Genomic DNA, 19,316 nt, shown 5'->3' with positions numbered 1-19,316 from the left:
CGGTACGTCCGGGGTCTCCACGCTGATCCTACTTTTGCGGCTTCTCCGAAGCGGTCTCGGTCTGGAAACGATCGCTGGTGGGATGGCCCTTCGGCTCATCGCCTTGGCCCATCTCCTCCGGAACACCGTGCTTGGCCGCGTGGTCGTCTTGCTTGCTTTGCGGCGGGTTCGGCACGGGCTTGGCCTCGCCTGTCTTTGGGGCGCCTGCTTTACCCTTGGGCGTTGCGGTCATGTTGGTCTCCTCCCGGGTTGCCCCACGGCAATCATGCCTGTGGTACAACATGTAAATCCGGGACGGCCGAATGCAACGCGAGACGCTTCGCCGCTATACGGTCAGACCGGCGCTAACTGCGCGTATTCTTCGTCGGAATAGATGCGCGAACGGGTAAGGAAGCGCACGCCGCGGCCATTCTCCAGCGAGAACATGCCGCCTTTGCCTGGCACGAGATCGATGATGATCTGGGTATGCTTCCAGTAGTCGAATTGCGACCGGCTCATATAGAAGGCCGCGTCGCCGATCTCTCCGAGCTGAACATCGGAGTCACCGATCATGAAGTCACTCACCGGGTAGCACATCGGCGAGGAACCGTCGCAGCACCCCCCTGACTGGTGGAACAGCACCGGCCCGTATTCGCTTTGCAGGGTCGAGATGAGGTCCAAAGCGGCTGGCGTCGCTGTCACGCGAAGCGGTGTTACGTCCATGGCGTCACCTCTGATCCCGGAAGTTCATGGCGCGTATCGCCCGCACTACAACGGACCCGCTCAGCTGCGCCAGCGGCGGGTGCGGCTGCCCCTGGGACCGGAGAGGCTGACAGCGCCGCCGAAGAGCACTAGGCCGATGGCTGTGGGAACCAGCCAGCCGGGCCGCTGCAGCACGGGCACAGCGACCTGGTCCCAAATCCAGGGCGACAAAGCGCGCCGGACGAAGGACTGGGCCACGGGAAGCCACGTCGTATCCACCATCCCGATCAGGGCGGCGAGCGACATATCCGGCGGCCAGATGGTGGCCACGGCAAAAGCAGCGACCAGAAAGGCCGCCGCGAGCACTGCGAGGATACGTGTTGCGATCACGGGCTCAGTCTACCCGCCCGCGACATCGCGGCATAGTGCGAAGCGCGTTTTCGGGCGGGATTCGATGTCGATTTGGTGCCCCTCGGCGGAGGCTCTACCGCGCGATGGCGATTTCCATGCCGTCATAGGCCGGCTCTATGCCCAGCGGCAGGTTGCGCATCATCCAGCCCCAATCCATGTCGTTTCCCATATGGGTGAGAATCGTGCGTTTCGGTCCCAGCTTGGCGACCCATTCCTCAATCAGCGCGGGCCAGGCATGAGTCCGATGCGGGTCGCGCTGGAAGCAATCCACCAGCCAGGTCTCCACCCCCTCCAACGCTCGCCAGGCGGCGTCATCGAGCGCGACGACATCTGTGCAATAGGCGAAGCGCCCGATGCGCAGACCGAGCGAGGTCGAGAAGCCGTGGTCCTGGTTGAAAACCTCGATCGACATGCCGGCAAGCGTGATGCGGTCACCCGGCGTGATGATCTCGGGTTCCAGGGCCGGGCGAATGAAGCTCGGCGGCCGCCAGGGCAGGAAAGCGTAATCGAAGCGTAGCCGTAGCGCCTCCATGGTCGCGGCGTCCGTGCGCAGAGGCATGGGCTGGTTGATGATGCGGTTGAGAATCCGCAGGTCGTCGAGGCCGGTGATGTGATCGGCGTGGGCATGGGTGATCAGCACCGCATCGACCTGCGGGATCGCATTGTCGATGAGCTGGTTCCGCATGTCGGGCCCGGTGTCGATCAGGATGCGCCGGCCGTCGTCGCCTTCGAGGATGATGCTCGCGCGGGTCCGCCGGTTGCGGCGTTCGGACGGGTCGCAGGCGCCCCAATCCCCTCGCCCATCGGCACCGCCGACCATTGGCACCCCGGCCGAGCCGCCGCATCCCAGCACGACGGCCCTCACGCCTGGACGCCCTGGGTCTTCGGATAGAGCCGCCGGAAATTCGCGGTGGTCAGCGCCGCCAGGGCCTCAGCCGTCAGGCCGCGTACCTCCGCCAGAGTCGCGGCGGTATGGGCCACCCAGGCGGGTTCGTTGCGCTTGCCGCGCTTGGGCGCCGGGGCGAGGTAAGGCGCATCGGTTTCGACGAGGATGCGGTCGGGCGGCATGTCGCGGGCGATCTCCCGCAGTTCGATGGATTTCGGGAAGGTCAGAATGCCGGAGAAGCTCACATAGCCTCCCAACTTGATGGCAGTCTCGGCGAGCGCCCGGCCGGAGCTGAAGCAATGTAAGAGGAAATCGAAGGGACCCCCGGCAGTACGCTCTTCTTGCAGGATTTTCGCGATATCGGCATCGGCGTCCCGAGCATGGATGGCGACCGCGACACCAGCGTCACGGGCCGCGCGGATATGGGCGCGGAAGCCGGCTTGCTGCACCTCATGCGGCGCGGTTTCGTAAAAGTAGTCCAGCCCGGTCTCGCCGATGCCAACCACCTTCGGGTGGCGCGTCATTGCCACAAGATCAGCGGGTTCCGGGATGGGCTCCTCATGGGCGTGCTGCGGGTGGATGCCGACGCTGCACCACAGGCCAGGATGCCCCGCCACCAAATCGAGGATGCGTCGCGATTGAGCGAGGCTGGTGCCGATCGAGACCATCTCGCCAACGCCGGCCGCGCGAGCGCGCGCGATGACGTCGGGAAATTCCTCAGGCTTGAAGTAGTCGAGGTGGCAGTGTGAATCGATCAGTAGGGGCGGCCGATCCGGCATCATAACGTCCATCGGGCGATAACAGTACCTTTACGATGTCGGCGCCAGAAGAACCTCTCACAGGAGGTATCTCATGACCAACCAAGCCATCCGCGGACACGACTGATCCGGCGGTGTCGGCTCTTACGACATGTCACCGGGAAGGGGAAATGAGGTCGTTCCGCCGTTCGTCCCGGATCCGCCCAAGGGGCAAAGGGATGAGATGAGTAACGGGGCGGTTTGGAACGGTGATCTACCTGCGCCACAGCCCGTCTCTTACGTGCCGACCCCCTTCGGTCGCGCGCCGGTCCTGGGACCCGTCGTTCACTATCCTGTGCCGCATCCTGTGCAGCTGCTCCCGCAGGACCCGCAGCCCCCCCTCCTGAGTGCGCACTCAATCCAGCTTTTGGCCGGAGTTATGCCGCTATTCAGACGTCGGCCCGATAACCGCTTCACGCTACGGGAGTTGATGGAAGCGTGCGATATAAACGAGACCGGCAGAGCGACATTTCGCAATCAAGCCTACAACAATTTTCATGCACGAATAACGAAACTATTCAGTCAAGCCGAGGCGGCCAACTTGCAACTGCCATTCGTAAAATACCAACAGGGGCACTACGCGTTTTATGGTCTACGGCCAGGGGCTTAAGCCGGGCATTGCGGCAGAAGCGATCCTGCTGGAGGAAAGTTCAAGGCCGGCGGGTCAACAAACCGCTTCCGCCACAAAACGTGGAAAGATGCCGTGCGGTGGTGGGAGCAGAGTGCCGTCCGCCATCGGCAGGGCGAGAACCGCAAGGCTGCGCGCGTCAGGCTGAACACCGAGCTGGTCGAGCATCCGCCCCATGCTTTCGGGCATGAAGGGTTGCAGCACGGTCGCCACGATGCGGATGACCTCGGCCAACACGCGCAATACCTCGCCCATGCGGGTCTCGTCGATCTTCTTGAGCGCCCAGGGTGCCTGGTGGTCGATATAGCCGTTGCCGGCGCGGATAACGCGCCAGACCTCCTCCAGCGCCTCGTGGAAGGCCTGGCGATCGATCGCGGTGCCCACCAGCGTCACCAGGTCTCTCGCATGATCGAGGATCGCCTGATCGGCATGGGCGGGCGCGCCGGGCATGGACGGCAGGCGTCCGCCGCAGTTGCGCGCGATCATCGAGAGACTGCGCTGGGCGAGGTTGCCTAGGTCATTCGCCAGGTCAATATTAAGCCGTGAGATCAGCGCCTTGCGGCTGAAATCTCCATCATTTCCGTAAGGCATTTCGCGGAGGAAAAAAAAGCGAACAGGATCGAGCCCGAACTCCGCGATAAGCGCGGCCGGCTCGATCACATTGCCGATCGACTTGCTCATCTTCTCGCCCTCCACAGTCCACCAGCCATTGGCCGAAACGCGGTGCGTCACGGGCAGGCCGGCCGCCATGAGGAAAGCTGGCCAGTAGACGGCGTGGAAGCGGATGATGTCCTTGCCGACCATGTGCAGATTAGCGGGCCAGAAGCGCCAACGCTCGGCGCTTTCATCCGGGTAGCCGGCGGCGGTGATGTAGTTGGTCAGCGCGTCGAGCCAGACATACATGACATGGTCAGGGTCGCCCGGCACCTCGACGCCCCAGCGGAAGCTGGTGCGGCTGACGGAGAGGTCGTTGAGGCCGCCGCGCACGAAGCTCAGCACCTCACGATGCTGGGCATGCGGCGCGATGAAATCCGGATGCGCCTCGTAGAAGGCGAGCAGCCGGTCTTGCCAGGCGGAGAGGCGGAAGAAATAGGAAGGTTCGCGCACCCATTCCACCGGAGCGCCCGTCGGTGCCACCCGAACGCCATGGACGTTCGTTGCAAGCTCGTCCTCGGCATAGAAGGCTTCGTCGCGGACGGCGTACCAGCCTTCGTAATGCCCGAGATAGATATCGCCGGATTCCACCAGCTTGGACCAGAGTGCCGCGCAGGCCGCCTTGTGCCGAGGCTCCGTGGTGCGGATGAAATCGTCGTTCGAAATGCCGCAGGTCGCGGCCATGGCTTCGAACTCGGCGGCGATACGGTCGGTGAAAGCCTGCGGCTCGAGGCCGGCATCCTGCGCCGCCTTCTCGACCTTCTGGCCGTGCTCGTCCGTGCCCGTCAGGAAAAAGACGTCGCGGCCCTGAAGGCGTTTCCACCGCGCCACGACATCGGCGGCGATCGAGGTATAGGCGTGGCCGATATGGGGCGCGCCGTTGACATAATAGATCGGCGTCGTGACGTAGAATGTTTCGGTCATTGCTCTGCCATCAAGCTCAGCCCTGCGAGAACCGCCTGGCGACGGTCGAGGCTGAAACGTTCCGTCTCCTCCTGCAACCGCGTGAGGCCCTGCCATACCCCACCCCACCGTTCAAGGGAACGCGGCGCGGCGCCTGCGCCGCTGCGCGCCCCCTGGCGCACTTCGGCGGATACGACTTGACGCAGCATATCCATGAACAGCGTGAAGGCTTCCTCGTCGCGCCCGATCTCGTCCGCCACCGCCAAAGCGGCGGCCGCGGCGGGGGGTGCAGCCAGGATCCGCGCGACACGTTCCGCCATCGCGGGCCCGTCACCTTCCGCCAGGGCCAAAGCGCGGCCAGGGGAGCCTTCGGCGAGCCGTGCGAGACGGCTCCGGTCGGGCGAGGGCATGTCAGGCAAATAGCGCGACAGTAGGATTTCTGTCTCACTGTCCGCGAGCGGTGAGAGCCGCAATCGGCGGCACCGGCTGCGGATGGTAGCTGGCAATCGCCCCGGCGCGTGGCAGGTGAGGAGCATCATCGCCCCTTGCGGCGGCTCCTCCAGCAGCTTCAACAGCGCGTTCGCGGCATTGGGATTCATATCCTCGGCGCCATCGACAATGACGATCCGCCAGCCGCCCTCACCCGGCGTCAGCCGCAGGAAACGCGACACTTCCCGCACCTCATCGACGACGATCTCCTGCCGCATTCGCTTGCGCTTGTCGTCCATGCCGCGCTCGACGGTCATGAGATCGGCATGAGTTCCGGCCGCGACGCGGCGGAACACTGGGTCGGCGGGATCGACCTTGAGACTGGCTCCGGCAGTTCCACGCGCGAGCAGAAAGCGGGCGAAGCGATAGGCCAGCGTCGCCTTGCCAATTCCCTCGGTGCCCGTGAGGAGCCAGGCGTGATGCAGCCGTCCCGCCGCGCGCGCCTCGACGAGCGCTCGCTCAGCCGTTTCCTGCCCGATGAGGTCGGGATTGGCACGGGGCGCGGGCGCGCTCATCCGACACCGAGGCGCTCACGCAGCAATGCGCGGATCTCCAGTTGCAGCGTCTTCACCGGCCGGTCAGCGGGAACCAGCACACAGCGCTCGGGACAGGCAGCGGCGATGGCGCGAAACGCCTCCGCTACGGCGGTAAAGAAGGGCAGGCCGAGGGCTTCGTAGCGGTCCAGCCCGCCGCCGCGCCGGACCAGCCGCCGCATCGCTTGCTCGGCTGGGAGATCGAGCACGAAGGTCAGATCGGGCGGGAGAGCGATGAGCGCCGTGAGGGCCTCGACAGCGGCGATACCTGCACCGAGCACATGGCCCTGATAGGCCAGCGTGGAGTCCGTATAGCGGTCGCAGACGACATGCCGACCCTCGAAAAGCCGTGGCCGGATCAGCGTCGCCACATGATCCGCGCGGGCGGCGAAATGCAGCATGGCCTCGGCAAGCGGCGCAAAGGGCGGCTCGCCGCCCAGCAGAAGGGCACGCAGCGCCTCGGCCCCCGGCGACCCGCCGGGCTCGCGCGTGATGGCCACGGGGAAGCCGTCTAGATCCAGCGTGGCCGCCAACAGCCGGGCCTGGGTGGACTTGCCGCTGCCCTCGCCGCCCTCGAACGTGATGAAGCGGCCGCACGGAACCGGATCTTCGGGGCGGAGAGGCTCGGTCTCAGGCACCGGTCACGAAATGCTTGGCGCGTTCGAGGGCGCGGCCCGGCAGCCCGAGACGAGGCACATCGACCATCGCGACCAGCGCCGCCGTGGCCGATCCCTGCCCGCTTGGGATGCCCGGACCGCTCAGGCTGAGCTGGCCGATCTTCTGGCCGCGCAGGATCGGCGCGGGCACGGGTGCCGCGTAGTCCACCGCGATCTTCGCGGAGTTCCGCCAGCCCTGCGGCAGCGTAACCACCGCCGGCTTATCGACGGTGAGCCCAACGGTGCGGGTCTCGCCCAGCCACACCGGGGCGAGAACCACCTGCTGACCGGCGGTAAACAGCGGCACGTCCTCGAAGTTGTTGAAAGCCCAATCCATCAGCCGCTTGGATTCCGTGACCCGGCTGTTCCAGCTCGGCAGGCCATTGAGCACGACCAGTACCCGGCGGTCGTTGCGCTTTGTCGTGCCGGCGAGCGAATAGCCGCCCTCCTCCGTGTGACCAGTCTTCAGCCCGTCGCCCAGACCGGCGGTGACCAGCGGGTTGCGGTTGGGCTGGCTAATCTTGTTGTAGGTGAAGGTCTGCTCGCCGGCGTAATGATAATAATCCGGAAAATCGCGGAGAATGGCGACGCTTAGCGTCGCGATGTCCCGCGCCGACATGACATGGCCATCCGCCGGCCAGCCCGAGGCATTGACGAAATGCGACGCGGTCAGGCCGAGCTTCTTGGCCTGCTCGTTCATCATCGCGGCGAAGGAATCCTCGGAACCGGCGATGCCCTCGGCCAGCGCCACCGCCGCGTCATTACCGGAATCGACGAAGACGCCGCGGATGAGATCCTCGATCGAGATATTGGTGCCGACCTGGATGAACATCCGGGAGCCGCCCATGTGCCAGGCGTGCTCGCTGACCAGGAAGGTCTGGTCGAGACGGAGCTTGCCTTCCTTAAGGTGCTGGAAGGTGATGTAGATCGTCATCAGCTTGGTCAGCGAGGATGGCGGGCTCGGCGTGTCCGGGCTTTTCTCCAGCAGCACCGCGCCGGTGTTCACGTCGATGATGATGGCTTCGCTCGCCACCGTATCGAGCGGTCCGATCGGCGTGGTCGCGGGCGTCGAGACACCGGCGGCGCCGTTGGTGGTCGGTCCCCCCTCATCGCCGGAAGCGTTGCCCGAAGTGCCACCGACCATGGCCGAATGTTTACGCTTCGCCCAGGCTGGGGCAGCGGCGACAGTGGCGAGTGCGGCGGCGGAAGCGAGCCAGAGGCGGCGCGTATGCATGGGACGATCCCGTTCGTGGCGGCGCGGCTTAGCGCACGGTGATGGTCGCGTCGACGCCGCCGGCCTGCAGCGTGGCGGCGAGTGCCTGGTCCGCCTGCGCGACGGCGGGATAGGGGCCTGACTGGACTGCGTACAGGGTCCGTCCCTCGCCGGTGAAGACGATCACTTGGGCATTCCCCAGCCCCGCCAGTCGCGCGGCCATGCGCGAGGCATCGTAGCGGCGGCCGAAGGAACCGTTCTGGACATAGATCCCGCCAGGCTCGGGCGGAACTTGTGTCAACGTGACCGGCAGGCTCAGCGGCGGAGGCGGCGGCGCGAGGAGACCGCCGCTCGATTGGTCGGTTTCGCCGATGGACAGGCCGCCACCGGAGGCAACCCCCGGCGGAGGCGCAAGGCTGGCCGCCTGGAAGCTCTCCACGGGCGCTGCCGCGATCTTGATCCCGGCGCCAAGATGGTCGGCGAGCGCCTCGCTTGGTCCCTGCTGGACCGTCACCCGGACTTCCGCCGCGCCGTCTTCCGGAATCCCGAGCAGGCGAGCGGCCTTCGGCGTCACCGCGATGATGCGGCCAGGATCCTCTGGACCACGGTCATTGAGCCGCAGAAGAAGCTGCCGCCCGGTCTGAAGGTTGGTCACTTGCACGATGACGGGAAGCTGCAGGATCTGGCTGGCGCCGGCCATGGCATTGGGGTCGTAAGCCTCGCCATCGGTCGTTAGATCCGGCGCATCGTCGCCATAGACCGAGGCGAGGCCGGTGCGGTCATAGCCGAAATCCTCGCGCGGATAGTGCCACACGCCGCGTGCCTCGTAGCCCTGGCCGATGACGTAGCTTGGACCTGGTGCCTCGACCGACGGCTGATGCGCGCAGCCGATCATCCCGAGCAGCAGCGCCAGCGCGGCGCCCGCTTTCATCACGTAACGATGTCGCCCAGCAGGCCGACCGATAGGGCGTAGAAATCGGAGGGGTTATACCGGCGGATGACCTTGAAGTTGGGATAGACCAGGTAGCTGTCGCCGCCGACGCCATCCGGCAGAATGAGGCGCGCGGGGAGCGACGCATAAGCCGCCGGCGCACGTGGCAAGCGGCGGACCCCCATGCTGAGCCACGAGCCGAGCGGCTGCGCCTGATCGGGATCGATGCCGGCCGGCTGGATATTCGGACCGAGCACCACCTGCTCGCCCCAGGGCTCGCCGGCATGCCAGCCCGATTTCCTCAGATAATTGGCGATCGAGGCGAGGCTGTCGGGCGTGCTCGTCCAGATATTCGGACGCCCCTGCCCTTCGTAGTCCACCGCGAGCTTCAGATAGACGCTCGGCATGAATTGCGGCTGGCCCATCGCACCCGCGTAGCTGCCGGTCATGCCCTGCGGCGAGATGGCGCCGCGGTCGAGGATATGCAGGGCCGCGATCAGCTCGGAGCGGAAATAGGCGCCACGATGGCTGGCCCAGCCGAGTGTCGCCAGCGCCTGCACCACCGAGAAACCGCCGGTGTTCTGGCCGTAATTCGTCTCGAGTCCCCAGATGCCCATGATGACGCCCGGATCGACATTGAAACGGCCGCGAATCGCGGCAAGCAAGCCGCTCGCCGCCGCGTAATTCTGCCGCCCGTTGGCCACGCGCGTCGCGGAAAGCCGCGCCGCCGCATATTGCGCCCAGGTCTGGGTGAATTCCGGCTGCCTGTTGATGAGCTCTATGCACTTCTCGTTAGGTTGCAGCCCGTAAAGTGTCGCGCGCCGGGTCGCGTAGCTGATCCCGGCGGCCATCGCCTGGCGATCGACTGAGACGAGATAATCCTGAAACGCTCCAGCCGCGTCGGCGCGCGAAATGCCTACCAGGGAGGCCGCGCCTGCGGCTGAGAGCAGGGTAAGAATCCGGCGGCGGTGCATGGGGGCTGTCTGCCAGAGCCGGGGCCACGGAGCAACCGGCATGCCGAGTCGCACTTCGCGATTGTTGAAAGATGGGAGCTAAGGATATCTCTGGGTGCAGGTGCCCACTCCATCACGTCATGCTCGGCGAAGGCCGGGCATCCACGCCTTCCTCGTTCCTCGAAGGCAAGGCGCGGATGGCACGAGGTGGCCCGCACGCCTTCGCGTGCCACGGCGGATATTTTGGGATCGCGGTTCAGCGGCACCGCCAATTTCAAGACCCCGCCCCGCAAACACGGGACGCGACGCCGCCCCGCGTCAACGCACTTGTGTGTCGGCCAGCCGCCGCGCATTTTGGGAGACCGCCTGACGGAGCGGAGACGGAGAATCGGACTATGGACGGCGAGACGGACTCACGGCGCATCACTCTCTACAGCCCCGAGGCTTTCGCCGGCATGCGGCTGGCCGGGCGGCTGGCCGCCGAGGCGCTGGACATGATCGCCGAACATGTCGTTCCCGGCGTTACGACTGAAGCCCTGAACACGCTCTGCCACGACTTCATGGTGGAGCGCGAAGCCGTCCCTGCGACGCTGAACTATCGCGGCTATCCGAAATCGATCTGCACCTCGATCAACCATGTCGTCTGCCACGGCATACCGGGCGAGCGGCGGCTGGAGGATGGCGATATCCTCAATATCGACATCACCGCGATCCTCGACGGCTATTACGGCGACACCAGCCGCATGTACATCGCGGGCTCGGCGAGCACGCGGGCGAAGCGGCTCATCGACGTGACCTATGAGGCGATGATGCGGGGTGTTCGCGCCGTAAAGCCGGGCGCCACGCTGGGCGACATCGGCCACGCGATTCAGAGCTATGTCGAGCCGCAGCGCCTTAGCGTGGTGCGTGATTTCTGCGGCCACGGCATCGGCCGCCGCTTCCACGAGCCGCCAAACGTGCTGCATTATGGCCGCCCCCATGAAGGGCTGACGCTTCGGTCGGGCATGGTCTTCACCATCGAGCCCATGGTCAATGCCGGCCGACACGAGGTGAAGATCCTCGACGACGGCTGGACTGCCGTGACCCGCGACCGCAGCCTCTCGGCGCAGTTCGAACATATGATCGGCGTGACGGAGACCGGCTGCGAGATCTTCACGCTCTCCCCGGCCGGGATGACCAAACCGCCTTACGTTTGATCTTGGGCAAGCTGTCTTTGGTTTGAGCCGTCCTCGTTCCACCACGCACGCTTAAGCCACCATGTCATGCTCGGCGAAGGCCGAACATCCACGCCCTCGCTCGCGTGACAAAGGCAAGGCGTGGATGGCGCGTGGGGGCCGCCCCGCCTTCGGTGCCATGACGGAGCATTGGGTCGCGGTTCAACACCTGATCGTGACGCCTTAGCCCTGATCCGCGGCGAAGGTTTCGCGCAGGAATACCCTCGCGGTTTCGAGGATCTCCTCTGACAGCCCATCATCGGAAACCGCGCGCGCCAGGGTGAGGGCACCGACCAATGTGCTCAGGGTGACAATCGCGCCATCGCGCTTCGCCATGCCCTCCGGCGCCGTGACGCCTATCTCGAGTGACCGCAGACGTCGCTCGATCCGTTCGGTGAACAGCGTGCGCGTTTCGGCAACGGCGCGGCCAACATCGCAGGACAATGCGGCAATCGGGCAGCCATCGCCCGGATTGTCCCGATGCCCCGGGCTCAGGTAGGCGTCGATCCCCTCGGCCAGGCTCTCCCGTGCCTCGACGCGCGCCTCGCTCTCCGCCATCGCGACGCCCATTGCTTCCCGCACCAGCGCCTCGCGGCTGTCGAAGTGTTTGTAGAAGCCGCCGACCGTCAGTTCGGCCTCATTCATGAGGTCGGCGACGCTTAATCCCTCCAGCCCCTGCTCGCGAAAACGGCGCGCCGCGATCGAGACCAGGCGATCATGCGTCGCGGCCTTCTGTGCCCTTGAATGACCCATATGCAAAACCTCGATAGCGCCGCTGATTGACCAACCTGGATTATGGTCATAATCCAGGTTGCACGCAATCCAAAGGAGGATCCCATGCGGCTCACGAACAAGACGGCCCTGATTACCGGCGGCAATAGCGGCATCGGGCTCGCGACCGCCCGGCTCTTCATCGCCGAGGGTGCGCGGGTCGCCATTACCGGCCGCAACCAGAAGACGCTCGATGAGGTGGCCGCCGAACTCGGGTCCAACGCCTTTGCCGTGCGCGCCGATGTCGGGGATGTCGCGGCGACGGAGAGCGCCATCAATCAAGCCGCGGAGCGCCTCGGCGGGCTCGACATCCTCTTTGCCAATGCCGGCATTCCCGGCGCCACGCCGCTCGGCCAGACGACTCTCGCAGCCTTTGAGGAGATCATCCGGATCAACCTCACCGGCGTCTTCTTCACCATCCAGGCCGCGCTGCCGCATTTCCGGGATGGCGGTTCGATCATCCTCAACGGCTCGGTGCATGCGGTGCTCGGCATTCCAGGCTCCTCGGCCTATGCCGCCTCGAAAGCCGGGGTGCGGGCGATGACGCGGAACCTCGCCTCCGAACTGTCGCCCCGCCGCATCCGTGTGAACCAGGTGACGCCAGGCGCGACGCGGACCCCGATCTGGGACAGTCGTGCCGGCAGCGAGGCCGCGATGGCCGCGCTCGATGCGCGCATGTCGGCCGGTATCCCGCTTGCCCGCATGGGCGAAGCGACGGAGCTGGCGCAGGCGGCGCTGTTCCTGGCCTCGGATGAGTCCCTCTACATCCAGGGCAGCGAGATCGTCGTCGATGGTGGCGCGACACAGAATCCCTGGGGTTCGCCCCTCTTCCGCGCGGCGTGAGCGCGGACCCTGGCGGTTGATGAGGTCGCCGCTCTAAACTCACGGGACGGCCGGATGACGGCCGAGGAGCATCCGATGCCCGACCCCGCCGAGCGGCGAAACCGATGAAAACCGCCATCGTGACCGGTGCGACCAGCGGCATCGGCCGCTGGATCGCGGGCGGCCTCGCCCAGGCCGGCTACCGGGTAACGCTGGTTGGGCGTGACTCCGCGCGAGGCGAGGCGGCGCAGAAATGGGTTACCGCCCGCGCCCCCGGCAGCGAGACCCGGCTTCGCCTCATCGACCTATCCTCCCTCGCCGCCACGCGCGCCTTTGCCGAGGAGGTGCTGGCGGAGGGCCGGCCCCTCGATTGCCTGGTCAACAACGCGGGCGCCTTTCTCGGGACGCGGCAAGTCACGGCCGAGGGGCATGAACGGGTCCTCGCGACGAACCACCTCTCGCCCTTCGTGCTGACTGAGGCGTTGCTGCCGGTGCTGCGGACATCAGGCGCGGCGCGCGTCGTCAATGTCGGCTCCTCGACGGCAGATCGCGGTGTGATCGATCCGGACAACCTCGAATTGACGCGGGGATGGAACCGGGTCCGCGCCTATCGCCAATCCAAGATCGCGTTGCTGATGGTGAGTCTGGATACCGCGCAGCGCCTGAAAGGCAGCGGTATCTCCGTCAATGTCGTGCATCCCGGTCTGGTCGCGACGGGGCTGGTGCGGGAGCGTGGCGTGACTGGCCTCGCTTGGCGCTTGCTCGGCAATTTCGCGCTTACCGAGGAGAAAGGTGCCGAGACGCCTCTCTTCGCCTGCATCGCTCCCGAATTGGAGGGCAAGACCGGGCTTTACCTCAAGCGCAGCAAGGCCGCGGCGGCGAACCCGGTCACGCGCGATGCGGCGCTGATGGCAAGGGTGGTTGCGGCAACGGAGAGGTTGATAGGAACCTAGGACACGATCCGGGCGCGCAGCTTCTGCAGCGCCATCTGCATGCTCCAGCGGCGCGCCCGGTGGCCGAAGGGGCCGTGCATGCCGCCTGGGATCACCGAGGGCGCGAACAATGTGCACTCCTGCAACCGCAGAGCCGCCGGATCGCGCGTGAGATTTCCCTCGATCCCGAGGCGCCGCACGATGAACCCGGTCCAGACCGGCGCCGCACGGGTCAGTAGCGAAAACAGCGACATGGTGCCGCTCACGATGACCTCGGCGCGGCCAGTGGTGGCGGCGAGATAGACCCCCTCGGCCGCGACTTCCGGCTGATAGACCGGTGGCACCGGTCTCGCCGGCCAGCCCATATGGCTCGCAGCATGGCTGAAGAACGGCGTGTTGATCGCCGGCGGGAAGACCGCGCTGAGCCGGATGCGGCTGTGCTCGATCGCGAGCTCGACCCGCAGCGCCTGGGCGAAGCCGCGCAGCGCGGCCTTGGCGCCGGAATAGGACGTCATCAGCGGCAGGCCGTGAAAGGCGACGCCCGAACAGACATTGACGATGGTGCCGCGATTGCGCGGCTGCATGGCGAGCAACGCGATCCGCGTGCCATTGACCGCGCCGAGATAGGTCACCTCGGTCACCTGGCGAAACTGATCTTCCGGCACGTCGAGGAAGCGGCCATAGACGCCGTTGCCGGCGCAATTCACCCAGGCGTCGATCGGCCCGAGGGTCGCCGCAAGATCGTCCGCGGCGTTGCCGAGGGCGGCGCTGTCGGTGACATCCGCGACGGCGGTGGCCGCCACGCCACCGGCGGCGGTGACCTCAGCCGCCGCGGCGGCGAGGCCCAGCGCGCCACGGGCGATCAGCCCGACCCGCCAGCCGCGCCGTGCGAAGAGCGTCGCCGCGCAGCGTCCGATGCCGGAGGAGCCACCGGTGATGACGACGACCCGAGGGGCGCCGGGTGTCATGCGAGAACCCGTTTGGCGGGGCCAGGTGTTACTTTGCGGGGCAGCGGACAAGCGGGCTCGGGAAGGCGGCGCAGCCGGGGAAAGCGATCGAGGTCGCGCCGCTCTTCACGACGCGTAGGATATTGCTGTCCGCGCATCCATAGTCACTCTCCGCGGTCGCGCCGGGCAGCGCGTTGGCCGAGGCAGCGGCCGCGTCTGCTGACGGCGCGAGGGTGAAGACGGTGCCCTGCGGCGTGCCGCGCACGCTTGCGATCAGATTCTGCACATAGCCGGGCTCCGTCAGCGTCGCATGCAGAACCGCATCCTGGGTCACGATGAAGGTCGGGTGGGCATTGCATTCCGCGGCCGTCATGTCCGGCGGCGCGGGATAGAGGCCGCCAGCCCAATTGCCGTAGAGCCAGGCATGCGGCGGCTGTTCGGCGGCCTGGGCATACGAAGGGAGCAAGGAAGCGCCCAGCATGCCCGCCAGAAATGCGTAGGCGGCCAGGGAGCGCGAGTGGGCACAAGACATGGTAACCTCATGACGGGAAAGCTGTCGGCGGGGCGGCCGAGTATGAGCGATCCCGCCCCGGGGCGGAAGTCGCTCCAATCTGTTGAACGGCCGGGCGCAGCGTGGCAAGTCCTCCCGCGGTGTCAGGGCGTCGCGCGCCCGAACCAGGAATGCACGCATGCTGAGACGCCTATACGACCGCATCCTCGCCTTGGCGGGGCATCCCCTCGCCGCCTGGGCACTCGCCGCGGTCGCCTTCGCGGAAGCGAGTTTTTTCCCGATCCCGCCGGATCCATTGCTGGCCGCGATGTGTCTCGCGCGGCGCGATCGCGTCTGGCGCTATGCGCTCATCTGCACCGTCGCCAGCGTCTGCGGGGGCGCGCTGGGCTATGCGATCGGTGACTTCCTGTTCAACCGGCTCGCTCAACCGGTGATCCACTTTTACCACATGGAACATGCCTTCGAGACCTTCCAGGCGAAGTTCGCGCGCTACGGCGTGGCGCTCATCCTCATCAAGGGCCTGACGCCGATCCCGTATAAGATCGTCACGATCGCGGCAGGCGCCGCCAAGTTCAGCTTCTGGCAGTTCATGGCGGCAAGCTTCGTTACACGTGGCCTTCGCTTCTTCCTGGTCGCGCTATTGCTCCGCCTGTTTGGCACGGCCGCGCGGGACTTCATCGAGAAGCGCCTGATGCTCGTCACCAGCCTGGTCGCCGCCGGCATCGTGGGCGGGTTCATCGTCCTGATTTACCTGTAGCGGCGATCGGGCGTCGCCACCATCAGCGACCCATTGTAACAAAGGATCGGCATCGCCACCGGACTGCGCCATACTGCGCGCGAGACAGAAAGGCGCGGCATGAGGGCAGTCCAAAGATGAAGTCATTCTGGCCGTTTGGCCGCCGTAAGAGGGTAATTGCCAAGCCGAGGTTGGCAGCCAGCGGCCCGTCCGGCGGCCCAGTGCTCGAGCGGCATAATCGACGAATGTTACTCATCCTGGCCCACCCGGCGCTTCAGAGATCGCGGGTCAACGCGGCGCTCTATGCCGCCGTCGCCGATATGGCGGATGACGTGACTTTCCACGACCTTTATGAATCCTACGCCGACTTTTCCATCGATGTTGAGGTGGAGCAGCAGCGGCTCGCGGACCACGACCTCATCATCCTGCAATTCCCAATGTATTGGTACGCGACCCCTGCCCTCCTCAAGGAATGGCTCGACATGGTCTGGCTGCACGGCTTCGCCTATGGCCGCAGCGGCACGCGGCTGCACGGCAAGACGCTGCTTTGCGCCGTCACCACCGGCGGCGAGCCGGAGGCTTATACCCCATCGGGCAGCAACCGTTTTCCGATCGCGGAATTCCTCCGGCCCATGGAGGCGACGGCTTACCTCTGTGGCCTCGCCTGGGCGGAGCCTTTCATCATTCACGACACTTTCCAGATCGACGACGCGGGTATCGCTATCCAAGCCGCGCGCTATCGCAAGCGGCTCGCGGAACTCATCGCGGCGCTGCCGGTGACGAACTCGGCACCAGCCACCGCGACGGCGGCCTGACGGGATGAGTACCGACACCGTCCTGATGCAGGCCCTCGTCTATCTTCTGGCGAGCGTCATCGCCGTGCCGATTGCCAAGCGCGCAGGCCTCGGCTCGGTTCTCGGCTATCTCATCGCCGGCGCGGCGATTGGCCCGTTCGCGTTGCATCTCGTAGGCAACCAGGCCGATGTCATGCGCTTCGCCGAATTCGGCGTGGTCATCCTACTGTTCCTCATTGGACTTGAGGTTCGCCCTGCGTTGCTGTGGAGCATGCGCGCCGCGATCTTCGGTCTCGGCGCGGCGCAGCTCATCGGCATCGGGCTCTGCATCGCCGCCGCCGCTATGGCGCTCGGGCTGGACTGGCGCCATGCGGCGGCGATCGGCGCCATTCTCGCGATGTCCTCCACCGCGATCGTGCTGCAGACGCTGGACGAGAAGGGGCTGCGGCGCGGTGCTGTGGGTTCAGCGGCCTTCGGCGTGCTGTTGTTCCAGGACCTCTCGGTCATTCCGTTGCTTGTTCTGCTGCCGATGCTCGCGGTGGTGCCCGTCGTTGCGGTTGCCGGCGCGGATGGCGGGCTACATGGCTGGTGGCATGCGCTGGCGGTTCTCGCGGCGGTCCTGGCGATCGTTGCCGGCGGCCGCTACCTCATCGGCCCCATCTTCCGGTTCATCGCGGCGACCCGCCTGCGCGAGATCTATACGGCGACCGCGTTGCTGCTGGTGATCGGCGTCACGGCGCTCATGCAACTCGTCGGCATGTCGCCCGCGCTCGGCGCCTTCCTCGCCGGGGTGATGCTGGCGGAGAATGAGTTCCGGCGGGAACTCGAAGCCGATATCGAGCCGTTTCGCGGGCTGCTCCTCGGGCTGTTCTTCATCACGGTCGGCGCGAGCCTCGATTTCGGGCTGCTCATGCGCCATCCTGTCCTGATCCTGGCGCTGACCCTGGGTCTCATGGCGATCAAGGCGGTGGCGATGTCCGGCATTGCCCGCGCCTTCCGGATGCCCTGGGGCGATGCCCGCACCGTCGGTGTCGCATTGTGCCAGGGCGGCGAATTCGCTTTCGTGCTGGTGGGTTTCGTGGTCGGCGCTGGAGTGTTGACGAGCGAACTCGGCCGCATGCTCAACGCGGTGGTCGCGGTTTCCATGGTGCTGACGCCCCTCGTCTTCCTGCTGCATGAGCGGTTTGGGCAGGGGAACGCAGAGGTCTCGACCGCCGCCGTGCCGGACGCTTTCGACGAGACGGCGGATGTCATCATCGCGGGCTTCGGCCGCTTTGGACAGATCGCCGGGCGCCTGATCGCCGCTAACGGTTTCCGGACTTCGCTGCTCGATGTCAGCGTGTCACAGATCGAGCTGCTGCGGCGCTTTGGCCGCCGCATCCACTACGGCGACGCGACGCGGCTCGATCTGCTGCGCGCCGCCGGCGCCGAGAAGGCGCGGCTTCTGGTGATCGCGATCGACGACCGCGAAAAGGCACTCGAACTGGTGGAAACGGCGAAGCAATACTTTCCTCAGCTCACCATCCTGGCGCGCGCCTGGGATCGCCGCCACGCCTATGAATTGCTTGATCGCGGCGCCGATGTCGTCGAGCGCGAGACTTTCGAGGGCGGTTTGGCGCTGGGACGCATCGGGCTGCAACGGCTGGGCCTGCGGGCAAATCAGGCGCTGCGGGCGGCAAATCTCTTTCGGCGGCAGGACCGCCGACTATTCGACGAGCTGATGCCGTTACGCGACGACGAGGATGGCTTCATCCTGGCCAGCCGGCAGAGTCAGGCGACCCTCGACCAACTGCTTTCGGCGGAGCTTCAGGAGTCCGTGACCTCAGATCGCGACCGCGGCTGGGACACGTCCTCGGTGGCCGAGGAGATGCGGGACGCGGCGGAATGACGGTTTAGGCCGCACGATCCTCAATGCCCGGCCGGCCTTTGGTTGGGTGGCAATCGTCTCTCGCTTCTCCGAGACGGTCGCCACCACTCTAATTTTGTTGAGATAATGCGGGAATATTTCGGCTATTCAGCCAATTTCAAAGACTTACGCTTGACGTTCCGGAGGCTGTCTGGCAGCCTTCCGTTTCGTGGCGTGTGCCCGATATGGCTCACCGCCTGATGGCCATTGCCTTGGCGGCATCGACTGACAACGGGGGCGAATGCCAGCGGGATGACTAAGTCGGAGCTCATCGCCGAGCTGGCACTCGCCAATCCTCACCTCACCGGCCGCGACGTCGAACTCATCGTCGCGACGATCTTCGACCAGATCAGTGAGGCCCTGGCGCGTGGCGAGCGCGTGGAATTGCGCGGCTTCGGCGCCTTCACGGTGAAGAAGCGTGTCGCTCGCACCGGCCGCAATCCCCGTACCGGCGAGGCTGTCGCGGTCGATGAGAAGGTCGTGCCCTTCTTCAAGGCCGGTAAGGAACTTCGCGGCCGCGTCAATCGTGGCGGCCGCCCGGAACGTCGCAGGTCTACCCGCACCGAGGAGTGATCGCCTTAGCGATCCATCCTCGGTAGACTGCGTGTCATGATTCGTCTCATCCCCGCCCTCGTCCTTGTATTGGTGCTCGTGCTCTTCGCGCTGTCGAACAGGCAGGACGTGGCGCTTGGCTTCTGGCCGACCGACTACGTCGCGGAAGTTCCGCTCTCGGTTGCCATCCTCGTCGGCATGGCCCTCGCCTTCCTTGTCGGCGCCAGCATCGTCTGGGTGCAGACAGTTGGCCTGCGGCGGCGGGCGCGGCGCGCTGAGGCTCTGGTCTCCCGCCTCCAGGCGCAGATCGCGACAACGGAGTTGCGCCAGGCACCGGTGGAGAATCGGGTTGCCCTGCCGGTGCCTCGCGCAGTGGCCCTGCGGGAAGGCTAAGCG

22 protein-coding genes are annotated in these 19,316 nt (G+C 66.0%); 8 read left to right on the top strand and 14 right to left on the bottom strand.

Features of this window, described 5'->3' with window-relative positions; all coding sequences use genetic code 11:
* Positions 1–28: 28 nt before the first annotated feature.
* The 11 genes from GSQ83_RS06680 to GSQ83_RS06630 form a co-directional block, all read right to left on the bottom strand.
* The gene (locus GSQ83_RS06680; RefSeq protein WP_158802107.1) at positions 29–232 is read right to left on the bottom strand and encodes a hypothetical protein; all 204 of its coding nucleotides are present in this window, start codon (positions 230–232) and stop codon (positions 29–31) included.
* 101 nt (positions 233–333) lie between these two features.
* The gene (locus GSQ83_RS06675) at positions 334–702 is read right to left on the bottom strand and encodes a DUF779 domain-containing protein (protein WP_158802106.1); all 369 of its coding nucleotides are present in this window, start codon (positions 700–702) and stop codon (positions 334–336) included.
* 60 nt (positions 703–762) lie between these two features.
* A complete protein-coding gene (locus GSQ83_RS06670; RefSeq protein WP_158802105.1) occupies positions 763–1,071 on the bottom strand; it encodes a hypothetical protein in 309 nt (102 codons plus the stop codon).
* 94 nt (positions 1,072–1,165) lie between these two features.
* Positions 1,166–1,957 carry an MBL fold metallo-hydrolase gene (locus tag GSQ83_RS06665; protein WP_158802104.1) on the bottom strand — a complete coding sequence of 264 codons (792 nt, stop codon included), beginning with the start codon at positions 1,955–1,957 and terminating at the stop codon, positions 1,166–1,168.
* On the bottom strand, positions 1,954–2,769 hold the full coding sequence (locus GSQ83_RS06660; protein ID WP_254065528.1) for a TatD family hydrolase: 816 nt from the start codon (positions 2,767–2,769) through the stop codon (positions 1,954–1,956). Before GSQ83_RS06660 ends, GSQ83_RS06665 begins: the two co-directional genes overlap by 4 nt.
* Positions 2,770–3,439: 670 nt before the next feature.
* Positions 3,440–4,981, bottom strand: a complete 1,542-nt coding sequence (gene metG, locus GSQ83_RS06655; protein WP_158802103.1) for a methionine--tRNA ligase — start codon at positions 4,979–4,981, stop codon at positions 3,440–3,442.
* Positions 4,978–5,964, bottom strand: coding sequence for a DNA polymerase III subunit delta' (locus GSQ83_RS06650; protein WP_158802102.1), 987 nt, complete (start codon positions 5,962–5,964; stop codon positions 4,978–4,980). The genes metG and GSQ83_RS06650 overlap by 4 nt, the downstream gene beginning before the upstream one ends.
* On the bottom strand, positions 5,961–6,620 hold the full coding sequence (gene tmk / locus GSQ83_RS06645; RefSeq protein ID WP_158802101.1) for a dTMP kinase: 660 nt from the start codon (positions 6,618–6,620) through the stop codon (positions 5,961–5,963). The genes GSQ83_RS06650 and tmk overlap by 4 nt, the downstream gene beginning before the upstream one ends.
* The gene (locus tag GSQ83_RS06640) at positions 6,613–7,872 is read right to left on the bottom strand and encodes a D-alanyl-D-alanine carboxypeptidase family protein (protein ID WP_158802100.1); all 1,260 of its coding nucleotides are present in this window, start codon (positions 7,870–7,872) and stop codon (positions 6,613–6,615) included. The genes tmk and GSQ83_RS06640 overlap by 8 nt, the downstream gene beginning before the upstream one ends.
* Before the next feature lie 28 nt (positions 7,873–7,900).
* Positions 7,901–8,782 carry an SPOR domain-containing protein gene (locus tag GSQ83_RS06635; RefSeq protein WP_254065562.1) on the bottom strand — a complete coding sequence of 294 codons (882 nt, stop codon included), beginning with the start codon at positions 8,780–8,782 and terminating at the stop codon, positions 7,901–7,903.
* Complete coding sequence (locus GSQ83_RS06630; RefSeq protein WP_158802098.1) at positions 8,782–9,756, bottom strand: lytic transglycosylase domain-containing protein; 975 nt, start codon at positions 9,754–9,756, stop codon at positions 8,782–8,784. Before GSQ83_RS06630 ends, GSQ83_RS06635 begins: the two co-directional genes overlap by 1 nt.
* 374 nt (positions 9,757–10,130) lie before the next feature.
* Here GSQ83_RS06630 and map point away from each other — a divergent pair, with 374 nt between their 5' ends.
* The gene (gene map / locus GSQ83_RS06625; protein WP_158802097.1) at positions 10,131–10,931 is read left to right on the top strand and encodes a type I methionyl aminopeptidase; all 801 of its coding nucleotides are present in this window, start codon (positions 10,131–10,133) and stop codon (positions 10,929–10,931) included.
* Between the two features lie 201 nt (positions 10,932–11,132).
* On the opposite strand, the gene GSQ83_RS06620 is transcribed toward map, so the two are convergent.
* On the bottom strand, positions 11,133–11,702 hold the full coding sequence (locus GSQ83_RS06620) for a TetR/AcrR family transcriptional regulator (RefSeq protein ID WP_158802096.1): 570 nt from the start codon (positions 11,700–11,702) through the stop codon (positions 11,133–11,135).
* Between the two features lie 84 nt (positions 11,703–11,786).
* On the opposite strand from GSQ83_RS06620, the gene GSQ83_RS06615 reads away from it, so the two are divergent.
* Entirely contained in the window at positions 11,787–12,563 is a 777-nt protein-coding gene (locus GSQ83_RS06615; protein WP_158802095.1) for a glucose 1-dehydrogenase, read from the top strand.
* Positions 12,564–12,667: 104 nt separating this feature from the next.
* On the top strand, positions 12,668–13,495 hold the full coding sequence (locus tag GSQ83_RS06610) for an SDR family NAD(P)-dependent oxidoreductase (RefSeq protein ID WP_158802094.1): 828 nt from the start codon (positions 12,668–12,670) through the stop codon (positions 13,493–13,495).
* On the opposite strand, the gene GSQ83_RS06605 is transcribed toward GSQ83_RS06610, so the two are convergent.
* Together GSQ83_RS06605 and GSQ83_RS06600 are read right to left on the bottom strand one after the other, a co-directional pair.
* The gene (locus GSQ83_RS06605) at positions 13,492–14,442 is read right to left on the bottom strand and encodes an SDR family oxidoreductase (protein ID WP_158802093.1); all 951 of its coding nucleotides are present in this window, start codon (positions 14,440–14,442) and stop codon (positions 13,492–13,494) included. The genes GSQ83_RS06610 and GSQ83_RS06605 overlap by 4 nt on opposite strands.
* 28 nt (positions 14,443–14,470) lie before the next feature.
* Positions 14,471–14,953, bottom strand: a complete 483-nt coding sequence (locus GSQ83_RS06600) for a hypothetical protein (protein WP_158802092.1) — start codon at positions 14,951–14,953, stop codon at positions 14,471–14,473.
* 157 nt (positions 14,954–15,110) lie between these two features.
* Between GSQ83_RS06600 and GSQ83_RS06595 the strand changes: the two genes are divergently transcribed.
* The 5 genes from GSQ83_RS06595 (at position 15,111) to GSQ83_RS06575 (ending at position 19,313) form a co-directional block, all read left to right on the top strand.
* The gene (locus GSQ83_RS06595; protein WP_158802091.1) at positions 15,111–15,689 is read left to right on the top strand and encodes a YqaA family protein; all 579 of its coding nucleotides are present in this window, start codon (positions 15,111–15,113) and stop codon (positions 15,687–15,689) included.
* A 116-nt stretch (positions 15,690–15,805) separates the two neighbouring features.
* Positions 15,806–16,483: an NAD(P)H-dependent oxidoreductase gene (locus GSQ83_RS06590; protein ID WP_158802090.1), complete on the top strand. Its 678-nt coding sequence runs from the start codon at positions 15,806–15,808 to the stop codon at positions 16,481–16,483.
* 4 nt (positions 16,484–16,487) lie between these two features.
* Positions 16,488–18,350, top strand: coding sequence for a monovalent cation:proton antiporter-2 (CPA2) family protein (locus GSQ83_RS06585; protein WP_158802089.1), 1,863 nt, complete (start codon positions 16,488–16,490; stop codon positions 18,348–18,350).
* A 270-nt stretch (positions 18,351–18,620) separates the two neighbouring features.
* Positions 18,621–18,941 (top strand): integration host factor subunit beta, encoded by a 321-nt coding sequence (gene ihfB / locus GSQ83_RS06580; RefSeq protein WP_158802088.1) that lies wholly within the window; start codon positions 18,621–18,623, stop codon positions 18,939–18,941.
* Between the two features lie 36 nt (positions 18,942–18,977).
* Positions 18,978–19,313 (top strand): lipopolysaccharide assembly protein LapA domain-containing protein, encoded by a 336-nt coding sequence (locus tag GSQ83_RS06575; RefSeq protein WP_158802087.1) that lies wholly within the window; start codon positions 18,978–18,980, stop codon positions 19,311–19,313.
* The last annotated feature ends 3 nt before the right edge of the window (positions 19,314–19,316 follow it).

Origin of the sequence: Acidisoma sp. L85 (genome assembly GCF_009765865.1) — a bacterium.
In the GTDB taxonomy this organism is placed as follows: Bacteria; Pseudomonadota; Alphaproteobacteria; order Acetobacterales; family Acetobacteraceae; genus Acidisoma.
This window is presented reverse-complemented; position numbering and strand designations above follow the sequence as displayed.

Bases quoted from the DNA above. Each gene is read 5' to 3' on its own strand.
- GSQ83_RS06680 (WP_158802107.1), bottom strand. From the start codon at position 232: ATGACCGCAACGCCCAAGGGTAAAGCAGGCGCCCCAAAGACAGGCGAG.
- GSQ83_RS06675 (WP_158802106.1), bottom strand. From the start codon at position 702: ATGGACGTAACACCGCTTCGCGTGACAGCGACGCCAGCCGCTTTGGAC.
- GSQ83_RS06660 (WP_254065528.1), bottom strand. From the start codon at position 2,769: ATGGACGTTATGATGCCGGATCGGCCGCCCCTACTGATCGATTCACAC.
- metG (WP_158802103.1), bottom strand. From the start codon at position 4,981: ATGACCGAAACATTCTACGTCACGACGCCGATCTATTATGTCAACGGC.
- GSQ83_RS06650 (WP_158802102.1), bottom strand. From the start codon at position 5,964: ATGAGCGCGCCCGCGCCCCGTGCCAATCCCGACCTCATCGGGCAGGAA.
- GSQ83_RS06640 (WP_158802100.1), bottom strand. From the start codon at position 7,872: ATGCATACGCGCCGCCTCTGGCTCGCTTCCGCCGCCGCACTCGCCACT.
- GSQ83_RS06635 (WP_254065562.1), bottom strand. From the start codon at position 8,782: ATGAAAGCGGGCGCCGCGCTGGCGCTGCTGCTCGGGATGATCGGCTGC.
- GSQ83_RS06630 (WP_158802098.1), bottom strand. From the start codon at position 9,756: ATGCACCGCCGCCGGATTCTTACCCTGCTCTCAGCCGCAGGCGCGGCC.
- map (WP_158802097.1), top strand. From the start codon at position 10,131: ATGGACGGCGAGACGGACTCACGGCGCATCACTCTCTACAGCCCCGAG.
- GSQ83_RS06620 (WP_158802096.1), bottom strand. From the start codon at position 11,702: ATGGGTCATTCAAGGGCACAGAAGGCCGCGACGCATGATCGCCTGGTC.
- GSQ83_RS06615 (WP_158802095.1), top strand. From the start codon at position 11,787: ATGCGGCTCACGAACAAGACGGCCCTGATTACCGGCGGCAATAGCGGC.
- GSQ83_RS06610 (WP_158802094.1), top strand. From the start codon at position 12,668: ATGAAAACCGCCATCGTGACCGGTGCGACCAGCGGCATCGGCCGCTGG.
- GSQ83_RS06605 (WP_158802093.1), bottom strand. From the start codon at position 14,442: ATGACACCCGGCGCCCCTCGGGTCGTCGTCATCACCGGTGGCTCCTCC.
- GSQ83_RS06600 (WP_158802092.1), bottom strand. From the start codon at position 14,953: ATGTCTTGTGCCCACTCGCGCTCCCTGGCCGCCTACGCATTTCTGGCG.
- GSQ83_RS06595 (WP_158802091.1), top strand. From the start codon at position 15,111: ATGCTGAGACGCCTATACGACCGCATCCTCGCCTTGGCGGGGCATCCC.
- GSQ83_RS06590 (WP_158802090.1), top strand. From the start codon at position 15,806: ATGAAGTCATTCTGGCCGTTTGGCCGCCGTAAGAGGGTAATTGCCAAG.
- GSQ83_RS06585 (WP_158802089.1), top strand. From the start codon at position 16,488: ATGAGTACCGACACCGTCCTGATGCAGGCCCTCGTCTATCTTCTGGCG.
- ihfB (WP_158802088.1), top strand. From the start codon at position 18,621: ATGACTAAGTCGGAGCTCATCGCCGAGCTGGCACTCGCCAATCCTCAC.
- GSQ83_RS06575 (WP_158802087.1), top strand. From the start codon at position 18,978: ATGATTCGTCTCATCCCCGCCCTCGTCCTTGTATTGGTGCTCGTGCTC.